This is a genomic window from Luteimonas sp. A534, from assembly GCF_054072805.1.
Map to the genome: position 1 here is coordinate 1 of NZ_JBSVRR010000003.1, position 12,541 is coordinate 12,541.

The 12,541-nt window shown below is 58.6% G+C and carries 12 protein-coding genes; all 12 read right to left on the minus strand.

All coding sequences use genetic code 11. The annotated features are described in order from the left end of the window. Positions 1-87: 87 nt before the first annotated feature. Positions 88-1,104, minus strand: a complete 1,017-nt coding sequence (locus tag ACW5F0_RS08175) for a DUF4917 family protein (RefSeq protein WP_456966292.1) — start codon at positions 1,102-1,104, stop codon at positions 88-90. Between the two features lie 73 nt (positions 1,105-1,177). Beyond that, a complete protein-coding gene (locus ACW5F0_RS08180; protein ID WP_456966291.1) occupies positions 1,178-1,633 on the minus strand; it encodes an N-acetyltransferase family protein in 456 nt (151 codons plus the stop codon). Positions 1,634-3,003: 1,370 nt separating this feature from the next. Next, on the minus strand, positions 3,004-3,246 hold the full coding sequence (locus tag ACW5F0_RS08185; protein ID WP_456999501.1) for a hypothetical protein: 243 nt from the start codon (positions 3,244-3,246) through the stop codon (positions 3,004-3,006). 505 nt (positions 3,247-3,751) lie between these two features. Then, positions 3,752-4,276 carry a YybH family protein gene (locus ACW5F0_RS08190; RefSeq protein WP_456999502.1) on the minus strand — a complete coding sequence of 175 codons (525 nt, stop codon included), beginning with the start codon at positions 4,274-4,276 and terminating at the stop codon, positions 3,752-3,754. A 153-nt stretch (positions 4,277-4,429) separates the two neighbouring features. After that, positions 4,430-5,257: a DUF7946 domain-containing protein gene (locus tag ACW5F0_RS08195; RefSeq protein WP_456999503.1), complete on the minus strand. Its 828-nt coding sequence runs from the start codon at positions 5,255-5,257 to the stop codon at positions 4,430-4,432. Between the two features lie 906 nt (positions 5,258-6,163). Continuing rightward, the gene (locus tag ACW5F0_RS08200; protein WP_456999504.1) at positions 6,164-6,673 is read right to left on the minus strand and encodes a hypothetical protein; all 510 of its coding nucleotides are present in this window, start codon (positions 6,671-6,673) and stop codon (positions 6,164-6,166) included. Positions 6,674-7,596: 923 nt separating this feature from the next. Continuing rightward, the gene (locus ACW5F0_RS08205) at positions 7,597-8,184 is read right to left on the minus strand and encodes a hypothetical protein (RefSeq protein ID WP_456999506.1); all 588 of its coding nucleotides are present in this window, start codon (positions 8,182-8,184) and stop codon (positions 7,597-7,599) included. Positions 8,185-8,756: 572 nt separating this feature from the next. Continuing rightward, positions 8,757-9,335, minus strand: coding sequence for a hypothetical protein (locus tag ACW5F0_RS08210; protein WP_456999507.1), 579 nt, complete (start codon positions 9,333-9,335; stop codon positions 8,757-8,759). 80 nt (positions 9,336-9,415) lie between these two features. Continuing rightward, on the minus strand, positions 9,416-9,715 hold the full coding sequence (locus tag ACW5F0_RS08215; protein WP_456999508.1) for a hypothetical protein: 300 nt from the start codon (positions 9,713-9,715) through the stop codon (positions 9,416-9,418). A 28-nt stretch (positions 9,716-9,743) separates the two neighbouring features. After that, complete coding sequence (locus ACW5F0_RS08220) at positions 9,744-10,196, minus strand: hypothetical protein (protein WP_456999509.1); 453 nt, start codon at positions 10,194-10,196, stop codon at positions 9,744-9,746. A gap of 1,065 nt (positions 10,197-11,261) precedes the next feature. Further along, positions 11,262-11,705 carry an FKBP-type peptidyl-prolyl cis-trans isomerase gene (locus ACW5F0_RS08225; RefSeq protein WP_456963463.1) on the minus strand — a complete coding sequence of 148 codons (444 nt, stop codon included), beginning with the start codon at positions 11,703-11,705 and terminating at the stop codon, positions 11,262-11,264. 66 nt (positions 11,706-11,771) lie between these two features. Continuing rightward, positions 11,772-12,512 carry an endonuclease/exonuclease/phosphatase family protein gene (locus ACW5F0_RS08230; protein WP_456965193.1) on the minus strand — a complete coding sequence of 247 codons (741 nt, stop codon included), beginning with the start codon at positions 12,510-12,512 and terminating at the stop codon, positions 11,772-11,774. Between the last annotated feature and the right edge of the window lie 29 nt (positions 12,513-12,541).

Consider the following 12,541-nt stretch of genomic DNA (forward strand, 5'->3'; position numbering starts at 1 on the left):
ACCGAGGAAGCGCTACGACTATGAAACGCCCGAACAGCGAATCCGCGCCTGATCAGGACTGTCGCACTTGGTGGTTGAATTCACCGCTCAACCCCATACCTTCGCGGTCTCCGTGCCATAGAATTTGATGGTTAGCGGTTTGCGTGGAGAACGAGAAAGTGCGAGCGCATTCGCCCGACGCTTGATCTCTGTGTTTTCCGGAGAGTTTTCATCACCATGCAGGCCGACGTACAGATGGCTCGTTCTGCCTTTCCCAATCCTTGATATGTAATGGTCGTCGTTATCTGCGAATGAGTGGCCAAACACAAACAGGGCGCCTCCAATAGCAGAGAAGCTTTTGTAGCATCTCGTCAGATAGTCGTTGTGTCGGATCTTCTCGAATTTCTCCGCACTTTCCCCTTCCGAAACGAAGAGCGGAAAGTGATCCTCTTCAAGCGCGGCGCGTATTTGCTCGACGAGTCGAACCCCTGTGTTGCACCAAGTGTACTTCCGCAACTGCATCCCTGTGTCGAACAGATGCAGGGCGCCGTGCAAATAGAACAGATTCTGTGTGTGGGCGCTGGTTGAATCCCAGACTACGTATTCGCCTCCGTAGTTATCTTCCTCACTTCGGAATCCATCGTCGGAGGTTGGGTCGCGACCCTCTTCCGTGTGCATTACGACCCAGTAAAGAAGAAGGTCGTAGTTGAATGTGTAGGTGTAAGAAAAGTGGGATAGGAACTGGCGACATGATGCGTACTGATCTTCAGAAAGCTCTCCTGGCCAAGCCGGGTGACTTGCTGAGATAGTGTCAACAAGAAGGTTCTTGAGTGCTTCCGCGTCAGCCCTCAACGTTTCGCAGGTTGCTGCGTCTACACCGTAGCCAGCAGCAATCTTGGCACTATCGCGTAGTGTCCTAATTACGCGCTCAAAATCCTGTGTTTCCAGCGCATTGAACCCTACTCTTGCGGTTCTTGAGTGTGCGTCAAAGTTTGCTTGTTCGTAGAGCTTTCCGTAGCGAAATATGTCTGGCTTACATGCAATGCTGAAGCCATTCCCCAACAACAGGTGGCGCTTAGTGATCGCCGCAGAGTCCTCAATCGCTTCTTGAAATGTCAGCAGCATTGTCAGCCCCCCCCCTGAGCGCTAACGCCAGAATTAAGCCGCGCCGCGAAGCGGTGTCGGCTTGAATGAATTGTTAGGCATTGCTGCCATAAGATAAGCAGTGAACGACGACGGGATACGTCTCATTGCCGGGCATCCGACCACTAACGGTCCTCGACTCCACAAAGCCAATGGACTTGTAGAAGTCTAAGGCAGCGTCATTTCCTTTAAGTACTTCAATGCAGAGTCCGCCTGGGCGCTCTTCAAGAGCTGCTCTCGCCAAGAGCCGCCCGAGACCTTTGCGGTAGAAGGCCGGATCTACATACAGCCATGTGAGCTCATCGTTGCCATAGGCCACGAAGCCCAGAACTAAACCATCCTTATCTGCAACAAGAAGGTCGTAGTCAAAGAGGCCCTCTCTTTCTGCGGCTACTTCAAGTGGCAGGAAAGCCTCCTCTAGATTTGCTCCCCGAAGTTCATCCATGCGAGCTAGATCATGAATCTCGCAGATCCGATTCCAATCATATTTCTGATAGCGACGAATCTTCATGCAATGCCTAACGCCAGAGTTAAGCCGAGACGCGTAGTGGAGCGAAGCACATGGCAAGCTCTCTCTGCCATGTGGTTTGCGTAACGAAGCGGCTTCGGCTTGAACGACTTGTTAGGCCGACGATGCCTGGCACCCCGTGCCGGATTTGCGGCGGCCCAACCCCTGAGCCGAACAGTACAACAAGTCTTGCCGGAGAGCCTGGGCTGGCACTTGGGGCGACCGGGGCCAAGTAAGTCGGCTCGCGTGGCCAAGAACTCACACCGCGTCCTGGCCGAGGCCGGCTCGGCAGGTCGAGTCTTGCGGAGGGTCGCGCCTGTCCGAAGCCGAGGTGTTTCAGGGCCGGCTGCCGATGCCACCACCGCGCGTGCGAGGTGCAAATGCCGTGGATGAGCGAAATGCTCGAGACCGCTTGGACCTTGCCACCGACAGTGCGGGAAACAAGGCCTAACGCCTGAGTTAAGCCGAGACGCGTAGTGGAGCTAACCACATGGCAAGCTGTATCTGCCATGTGGTTTGCGGAACGAAGCGGCTTCGGCTTGAACGACTTGTTAGGCCGCCGCACACCGAGCTTGCGCCCGACCTTGCGACAGCCCAACCCCTGAGCCGAACAGTACAACAAGTCTGGCCGAGCGGCCTGAGACTGGCATTTGCCGGGGCCAAAGCCAGAACACTGGACTCGCGCGGCCAAGAACTCTCATTGCGGCCTGTCCGAAGCCGACTCGGCCGGTCAAATCTTGCGGAGAGTCGCGCCTGTCCGAAGCCGACCTGCTGCAGGGCTGACTGCCGATGCCAGCACCGCGCGTACGAGGTGCAAACGCTGCGGATAAGCGATGCGCTACAGATCGCCTGGAACCCGGCAACAGCAGTGCGGGAAACAAGGCCTAACGCCAGAGTTAAGCCGAGACGCGTAGTGGAGCGAAACGCATGGCAAGCTTTACCTGCCATGTGTTTTGCGTAACGAAGCGGCTTCGGCTTGAACGACTTGTTAGGCCGCCGCACGCCGAGCTTGCGCCCGACCTTGCGACAGCCCAACCCCTGAGCCGAACACTACAACAAGTCTGGCCGAACGGCCTGAGGCTGGCACTTGCCGGGCCCGAAGCCAAAACCAGCGACTCGCGCGGCCAAGAACTCTCACAGCGCGCTGTCCGAAGCCGACTCGGCCAGTCGAATCTCGCGGAGAGTAGCGCCAGTCCGAAGCCGAGGCGCTGCAGGGCTGACTGCCGATGCCTCCACCGCGCGTGCGAGGTGCAAACGCTGCGGATACGCGATGCGCTACAGATCGCCTGGAGCCCGGCAACAAAAGTGCGGGAAACAAGGCCTAACGCCTGAATTAAGCCGCGCCGCGAAGCGGCGTCGGCTTGAATGAATTGTTAGGCCTCACCGCTGCCTTGCCTGATCTTGCCAAGAGCTGAGAAAAATAGGTAGCTGCCCATAGCTGAGAACGTTGCGATCAGCACTGCCGCTAGAGGTCCATCGATGGACGTGCCCTTGAAGGTGAACATGAAGTGCCCGAGGTTGAGAGATCGTACGGCCGAAGAAGCTCCCAGCAGCATTGCTCCACCAAGCACAAGAATCATGCCTTGGCCTATCGGGGTTTGACTGGGATCTTTCATGAGGCCTAACGCCAGAGTTAAGCCGAGACGCGCAGTGGAGCGAAGCACATGGCAAGCTTTACCTGCCATGTGGTTTGCGTAACGAAGCGGCTTCGGCTTGAACGACTTGTTAGGCCGCCGCACGCCGAGCTTGCGCCCGACCTTGCGACAGCCCAACCCCTGAGCCGAACAGTACAACAAGTCTGGCCGAGCGGCCTGAGACTGGCATTTGCCGGGGCCAAAGCCAGAACACTGGACTCGCGCGGTCAAGAACTCTCATTGCGCACTGTCCGAAGCCGACTCGGCCGGTCAAATCTTGCGGAGAGTCGCGCCTGTCCGAAGCCGAGGTGCTGCAGCGCTGACTGCCGATGCCTGCACCGCGCGTGCGAGGTGCAAACGCTCCGGATAAGCGAGGCGCTACAGATCGCTTGGAACCCGGCAACAACAGTGCGGGAAACAAGGCCTAACGCCTGAATTAAGCCGACCCGCGAAGCGGGTTCGGCTTGAATGAATTGTTAGGCCGCCCCTAGCGCTCTGAGGTTGGTGGCCTAGTTGAGGAAGGAGGGTCCGATACGCGCTGATGGTGCGGCGACGCGTTCAGATTGTCCATGTCCGAGAAGATCAGCCACGGCTTGCCTGGCGCACGATGCAACGTAAGGGTGAACTTCCCTGTGTCGCCCGGAGCATCGCCATAACCGTACGCACCGATGATGTAGCCGCTCTTTTCTCCGGCGGTAAAAGCGAGCGCGCGTAGCCGCAATCGACCGCCCCCTTGGCCCTCATAAGCTGCCTGGATTGCCGTGCGTCCGCGGATTGGCGGCCGATTGCTTTGAAGCACGAATCCATCCACGTCGAACAGCGAGGCAAGAGCCTCCGCGTCGCCCGCGCGCCATGCGCGCTCGTAGTCACGCAGCACTCGATCGAGGTCGGGCGGTAATGCAGCCTCGGGTAGCTCTGTGGACTGGGCTAGTACTGAGGCGTTCTGCCCGAGCAGTGGACCCGTCACCAACACGAGGCCGAAGACGACAACGGAGAGAATGTGACGACTCATATGTCTCAGTCCCAATAGGGTGTCAGGCGGCCTAACGCCAGAATTAAGCCGTGCCGCGAAGCGGCATCGGCTTGAATGACTTGTTAGGCCGATGCACCGCAACCCAGCGGCGGAGGGCAGGCCCCAAGTCGCGCAGCCAGCCTGCGCAGTGAGTCATGGCACCGGAGCCGGGCGCCGAACCGCAAGAACCTTGAATCTATTCAGCTCCCCTCGCGCGTTCACCACGCGCGTTACATCGAGATAGATTTTGCCGTCGTTACCTTGGGAGCGCTCGTGAAGCGACCAGGTCAGAAGCGCCTTCTCCTCCGCCGACACGTCCTCTCCCAGATCAAAGGAGACGGTCCTGTTCTCTTCATCGGAGAAGAACCTACCGAATCCACTCAACACGTTGTATCGCGTCACATTGCCAATTACATCTTCTGCGACCTCCGTGTCGCTTCGCGTCGAAACATAGGCCAGAGTGTCAGCGTCAAGTTGGAGAATAGACCCGACGCGCGGCCGGACCATATCGATCGTAATATCGCGATCTCCTTCGATGGGCCGGTGAAGTTCTTGCATGGGAGTTTCTAGGATTGTCGCAATCTCGCCAATGAACGGTTCCTTTCGGTCGGCAAGGCGCCGAACGAACGGTGTCGTCGGCTCTGATTCCCTACCGGTGGCGGCGGACCAAGTCCACTTTAGGAAGTCGTAGAACGCGTTTCCAATGATGCTTCCCCCTATTCCTAGGACGAATGGATCCGCGATTGCAACGCGTACCACCTCTTCGAAGCTGCCATGCCGAGGGGCCGAAATGAAGATCTTCGCGCCGTTTGCTCGCTCCGCGCGACGACGAATCTCGCCATCGTTCAAGAACGCGTGGACGGTGATTGCTAGGCTTCTCGACAGTCCGCGTGCCGACACCGCTGCGTTGTACACGTCCAGAAAACCGTCGCTCGCGGATCCGCCGTCGTAGACAATCTTGAAGTCGATCTCTTTGGGCATGCGAAGTTATCCCTATCGGCCTAACGCCAGAGTTAAGCCGAGACGCGTAGTGGAGCGAAACGCATGGCAAGCTTTACCTGCCATGTGTTTTGCGTAACGAAGCGGCTTCGGCTTGAACGACTTGTTAGGCCGCCGCACGCCGAGCTTGCGCCCGACCTTGCGACAGCCCAACCCCTGAGCCGAACAGTACAACAAGTCTGGCCGAACGGCCTGAGGCTGGCGCTTGCCGGGTCCGAAGCCAAAACCAGCGACTCGCGCGGCCAAGAACTCTCACTGCGCCCTGTCCGAAGCCGACTCGGCCGGTCAAATCTTGCGGAGCGTAGCGCCAGTCCGAAACCGAGGCGCTGCAGGGCTGACTGCCGATGCCTGCACCGCGCGTGCGAGCTACCAACGCTGCGGATAAGCGATGCGCTACAGATCGCCTGGAACCTGGCAACAAAAGTGCGGGAAACAAGGCCTAACGCCAGAGTTAAGCCGAGACGCGCAGTGGAGCGAAGCACATGGCAAGCTTTATCTGCCATGTGTTTTGCGTAACGAAGCGGCTTCGGCTTGAACGACTTGTTAGGCCGCCGCACGCCGAGCTTGCGCCCGACCTTGCGACAGCCCAACCCCTGAGCCGAACAGTACAACAAGTCTGGCCGAGTGGCCTGAGGCTGGCATTTGCCGGGGCCAAAGCCAGAACACTCGACTCGCGCGGCCAAGACCTCTCACCGCGTCGTGGCCGAAGCCGACTCGGCAGGTCGAATCTTGCAGAGGGTCGCGCCTATCCGAAGCCGAGGTGTTTCAGAGCCGGCTGCCGATACGCCCACCGCGCGTGCGAGGTGCAAATGCCGTGGGTGAGCGAGATGCTTGAGCCCGCCTGGACCTTGCCACCGACAGTGCGGGAAACAAGGCCTAACGCCTGAATTAAGCCGACCCGCGAAGCGGGTTCGGCTTGAATGAATTGTTAGGCCTGCGGGCCCTGATTGCACGGCTGACGATCATGGCAATGGGGACGCCGAACAAGAGCATATGTGACAGCAGGTCCAAGACCGTGGCCAGCGGCTTGAAAGTGACTGGGTGGGGATAGGCCGACAGCGGCAACACGAGCAGCCGCATGCCCAGAAAGACAATCAGCCCGAAGGCCAGACCAGCCACAAAGGGCCGACGTGCCAGGACCGGAAGTTTCCAAGCAGCGATTGCGAACACAACCGCCCAAAGGACTGACAACGCGAAATGGCAACCGACACCTATGGCGGCAACGCCACCCCCACCTGAAAAGGCAGCGTCACCTAAGAGGCCGCTGGCGATGGTTTGGAAGATGCGGCTCGGCGCGACACCGTTGTAGCCGGCGAACGAGACTGCGAAGAGAAGATCAAGGGCGCCACCGATGAGGCCGCCGATCAAGATGGCTTCTAGAATTGGCCGCTGCGCCATGATCCTTCTCCTGAGGCCTAACGCTTAAGTTAAGCCGAATTGCAGCGCGTAGCTGGCAACATGGCAAGCTCTTTCTGCCATGTTGACGGCGTAGCGATGCAATTTCGGCTTGAACGCATTGTTAGGGCCCAGCCCTACAGGATGAAGAACCATACGAACAGCAGTATTGGCGAGGCTGCTAGGAGCACCAAAGACCAGCCGATAGCAAGCCTAGCTGGTCTATAGCGACCTGCCCGTTCTGTGAGAAATGAGATGCCAACGAAGGCCAGCCCAAAACAGAAGACTGGCATGGCAAATAGGGTTTCGAGGTATCCATGGGGAGAGGGACTGAAGAAGCGATAAAGACTATAGCCAATCAGCATGAGCGCGATGCCACCGCCCAGAACAGGCAGATTGACGGGGATAGTGGCTTTAGCGGACATGCAGTTGAGGCCTAACAACTATTAGGGCTCATCACGGAATCCGCAAGCAAAGGGCTTGTCGCGATTACCAGTGAAAATGAGCTTATGGCACGACTCGCGAGTGAGCTTGGGTAGGAGCTCTTTACGGCCATAAGGATTCGAGTCGTAGTGGAATACCTGGTGCAGCCCGGCGGTGCTGAGTAGTGCGCCGTCCCAGATTGACGAGTCAATGCCGGGGTGCTCAACAGCTACCCAAAATGGTTGAATCGATTTTGCAGCGGTTTGAGCACACAAGATCGCGGAAGACTGATCTTCGCCAAGCCGGATCAAGCCGCACATTTTGGCGGAACGCCCGGAGGCGTGGGTTAGCTCAGAAGCAACGATCTCAGCGGATGTGGATGGGCTTGCCTTGTGGCATCCAATCGCGAGCATTGTGAGAAATAGAAGTGCCAGAGTCTTTGACATGAGCCCTAACGCCGGAATTAAGCCGCACCGCGAAGCGGCGTCGGCTTGAATGACTTGTTAGCTTGCAACGCAAGCCTCCCAGATCCTGTTACGGATGGCAACGCAAGCATCTTCAATCGCGGCGAGGATAAGCTCTTGATTCTTCATTGCTTCATCCCAGTACTCGTGCTGCGGCCTTTCCGTGTAGTCTGAATAGACGGCCTCTCTGTGGCAGATCTTGATGACCTCGCGCGCCTTTTCATAAACATCCGGCGCATAGAATGGCTTGTTCTTCTCGACTTGCTCTTGGACGAAGCCGAACGCATCGCGCGCTTTGGACATTCTGCGCTTTTGACGGTCTTCTTTGCTTTCGTGTGGATCGTGGAAGTCCATCACCGGCCGAATTGCGAGAGTTGCGGCGCGCAGATCCACAAGGCAAGCCCAAATGGATTTGTAGTTGCCGAGCTCCATGTCGAATTGAGACTTGCCGATATGTAGATCGCGATCCAGCTCAGACTGGAGCCGTCTATTAGTCTCATCCAGTTGGCGTTGAAGCGAACTTCTCTCCCGCTCGATGATGCGCGACACCCATATCTTCCCAATGATGGCGAACAGGCCGGCTAGCACAACTGCATAGCCGCCCAATGCTGCTATCAGTTGACCCATCGTTGCCGTGATTGCGCTCGAATCTGCCGTTGCAAGCTAACGCCAGAGTTAAGCCGACCCGCGTAGCGGAGCCAATAACATGGCAAGCTTTTCCTGCCGTGTTATTGGTGTAGCGAAGCGGGTTCGGCTTGAACGAATTGTTAGCTGCCATGCTGCGATGGCTAGGTCCCACACGCAAGTAGCTCGGTGCCAGATTGCGCGGGGGGGTACAAAGTCCAGCCATCCGCATCCGCAGCAGACGTGAGCTCGACGGCGGTGTATCCGAGAGCGTGCAGGTGAGCTACGACCTTTATGGCCTCCGTGGTGTCAGTGGTAGTGGATGCCGAGACCACAATGGTCTGCGTCTTCTCCGTATGTCCAAGCAGGGTCGGAAGCTCATGGAGACAGCGGATCCGCCCGGAGGTGCCGTGGACTCCGTCAACCGCCACATGCAATTCAACCGCCCGGGAGGACGAAACAGTGTGGCACCCCGACACTAGGAGAAGAGCTGCAAGACTGGGGAGGATGCTTTTCATGACAGCTAACGCCTGAGTTAAGCCGACTTGCGTAGCGGAGCCGACAACATGGCAAGCTTAATCTGCCATGTTGTTGGTGGAGCGAAGCAAGTTCGGCTTGAACGAATTGTTAGGCCCCGCCCCACGCTTTGGGAGCGTAGGGAAGTGGAGACGGTATGTGTACTCGAACACGCCCTTGCCCTCGAAGCTGCAGCGGCCAGTATTTATCAACACTGTTGCTTCCGGAGGGCGCGCCGTAAAAGTGAAGTATTGAGGGTTGTAGAAGTGGCCTTCCGATTTTTCCAGCGGCAAGATGAACTCTTGCGATGTCGCTCCGGGATCAAGCTCTTCCTTGGGATTGCCGAATGCAGTGGGCCGGGACTGCTCAATGTTGCAATCCAGTTGATCGCCTGCCTGGGCGCCGCGGTAGTCAAACTCGAAGCCTACCCAAGTGCATAGTTCATCTTTTCCGTTATAGCGACATTGGCCTTGGTCAGTCACCAGAACGTCTTCTGTTACATGGCAGATCCATCCCGCCGTATTGTCACGCGTTGAGGTGTTGGTGCAAGCGAGACCAGACCTGAAATTGGAGATCTCCAACGCCTGCGCTGGTGCATTAGCGACGAGAAGCAAAATGGCAGTAGCAAGAAGCCGCATTCTTTCCTCCGGGGCCTAACGCTTGAATTAAGCCGACCCGCGAAGCGGGTTCGGCTTGAATGAATTGTTAGGCCTCTCTCTCAGTCAATGAGGCTGCTCTTGGCTTTAGGCCAGTTCTCCGACAAATCCTTGAACACTTGTTCGACCCAGTGTGCGTCGTGCGCAGCTTGAAACCCGACGTAGTTGTTGCCAGCACACCAAGTCTCTAGCCGAAATGCGAGGTCTGAAATGTCGTTGCCACCGACCACGGGAGACAAGTAGGCGATTCCGTCTTTCGTAACGCGTAGCTGCCAGTGCTGTGTGTCCAGCACTGATCCGATGAGTGTGGCGACGTTCTCACGCGTGAGTTGGGTTGGATCTTTGAGGTCAATAGTGAACATAGATGGTCAGAGAGGCCTAACGCCTGAATTAAGCCGACCCGCGAAGCGGGTTCGGCTTGAATGAATTGTTAGGCACCGCCTCCACAGCTGCAACGGCGCGCCTGCGCAGTGGTACTAAAACTAGTAGCGCAACATTAAGTGCAATCGGGATGGGACGTGGCAACCCGCCGGCCCAGGCAAGTAGAAGAATGGCAATGGAGATACCCGCGGGAACTGCGACGGGCCACCAGCGCGTATCGTCTTTGCTCCAAACACGATAGACACCCAGCGAATACAGAATGCCAAGTACGAAACCAAGTCCAGCATCCACTGGAGAGCTGGCTAAAGCCATTACCCCGCCTAGGAAATTGGCAAACGCAGAGTAGGCCATGAGTCCAAACACAGCCATGGAAAGCTTGCGCTCACGTCCATCTAAGACTCGACGGCGACTACGTAACGCAATTTCAGATCGGTAGCTATCTGCTTCTTCAGTCTCGCTCACGGAGTTCTCCCCTGTGGTGCCTAACGCCTGAGTTAAGCCGAACCGCGTAGTGGAGCCAAAGGCATGGCAAGCTTTTCCTGCCACGCCTTTGGTGCAACGAAGCGGTTTCGGCTTGAACGAATTGTTAGGCGGCGCCCCGCACTGCAGCGACGTACATGCTGTACGCGGCATACGAGAACCACCCACCTAGAACCAAGGAAAGCAGCAACAGTACCCAGAACTTTGTTGGATGCTCTGTGCGGCTGAACCTCGCTACCCACATCCCATCGAGAGCGTAACCGGTAGTAGCTTGCACGAGAAATGGAATGAAGCCGGCTACGGCAAGCAACACGGCCGCCCACGTCGGGCTGAGCCCAACCGCCGCGCCCCAGAAGGCGGTGGCAGAGAATAAGGCAAGGCACAGAACGAAGGCCCAGAGGAAGGACTTGCCTTGCAAGTTTGGATCGGGAGGAGCCATAGCCGCCTAACGCCTGAGTTAAGCCGAACCGCGTAGTGGAGCCAACAACATGGCAAGCTTAACCTGCCGTGTTGTTGGTGGAACGAAGCGGTTTCGGCTTGAACGAATTGTTAGGCGGCCGCTGACAGAGGTAGGCCGTCCGATCCTTGTACTTCTGCGCTCTCTCCAGCAGGTCACTATCGCTGTCGGCGCCAGAGGAACACATATGAAAGCAACCGCCCCCGACTCCCTCGGCGCATCCGCTGCGCATGCACGAGAGGAGACATGCATCCATTGCGTTGCAACGTTGAGCAAGTTCTGCACGGAAAGTACGGTCTTCTGGATACGAAAACGACATGCCGCCGAGGTGGCAATGACTAGCCCAGGGCTTGCTTGAGCTGCTTGAAGCGGGCGCTTGCTGAGTCGCAGCGACCACAACCGACAGAAGCAGTAAGAGGAAGATCAGCGCGATTCTCGACATGGCCGCCTAACGCTAAGTAAGCCTCACTTTTGAGGCGGTATAGCCCCGATTAGAGCGCAAAAATGAGGCGGTAACGAGTACCGCCCTGTTTTCGCCGGTATGCACCGGCTCCACGCCTGCCGCACATCAGCTGCATGAAGCCTTCGTCCTACTCCCGCACATCCAGCAGCTCCACCTCGAACACCAGCGAAGCCCCCGGCGGAATCACCTTGCCCGCGCCCTTCGCGCCGTAGCCAAGATCCGCCGGAATCAGCAGTTCGCGCTTGCCACCCACGCGCATGCCGGCCACGCCCTCGTCCCAGCCGCGGATCACGCGGCCCGCGCCCAGCATGAAAACGAACGGCTGGCCGCGGTCGAGCGAGCTGTCGAACTTGATGCCGCGCTTGTCGGCAGCGGCCTCGTCGTAGAGCCAGCCGGTGTAGTGCACGCTGACTTCGTCGCCGGCGGCCGCCTGCCGACCTTCGCCCACCTGCACGTCGACGCGCTGCAGTTCGGCCACATCACCGCCGGTATAGGGCAGCGGCTGGCTGCAGCCGGTGGCCAGGGCCACGGTCAGGAAGAGGGCGGCATGGCGAAGGCGGCGTGCAGGCATCGGGAACGGCTCCATTGGGCGGGGCCGGTAGGGTAGCCCACGGCCTCGCCGTGGGTCAGTGGCCGATCAGCGCTTGAGCGCCACGTCCGGTACTTCCAGGTCCACCGACAGCGCCAGGTGATCCGAGAACGCCGCCGGGAAGGCCTGCATGTCGCGGCATCCCAGCGTGTCACTGACCAGGATGTGGTCGATCGCCTTCTGCGGCTTCCAGCTGGGGAAGGTGTGCACCATGCACGACGGTGGTTCCAGGCGCGTCTGCCGGAACAGGGCCTGCATTTCGGGCCGGTCGACGGTGCAGTTGAAATCACCCATCAACACGGCGTGTGGGGTGTCGGACAGCAGTTCGCCGATGAAGGACAGCTGCGAGGCGCGCGACTGCGCGCCCAGCGAGAGGTGGGCCACGGCGATGGTCAGGCCTTCGTCGCCCGTGCCGAAGCGCGCGACCAGCACGCCGCGGCCCGAGATGCGGCCGGGCAGTGCGTGCACGGCGATGTCGAGCGGTTCGAACTTGCTCAGCAGGCCGTTGGCGCTGGAGGCGAACTGGCCCACGCGGCGGTTGGGCTGGTGGGTCCAGTAATCGAAGCCGCCGCGCTCGGCCAGGTAGTGGGTCTGGTTGGTGAAGCCGGAGCGCCAGCTGCCGGGGTCGGCCTCCTGCAGGCCGACGATGTCGTGGCGGCCGGCCAGCTTGGCGATGGCGTCGAGCATGCCGCGCTTGTTGCCGGCGGGCAGCACGTGCGACCAGCTGCGGGTCGCGTAGTCGCTGTAGCGGCGGGTGCTGGAGCCGGCCTGGATGTTGGCGCTGAGCAGCTTCAGCCGCTGCGTCGCGGTGTCGGTGT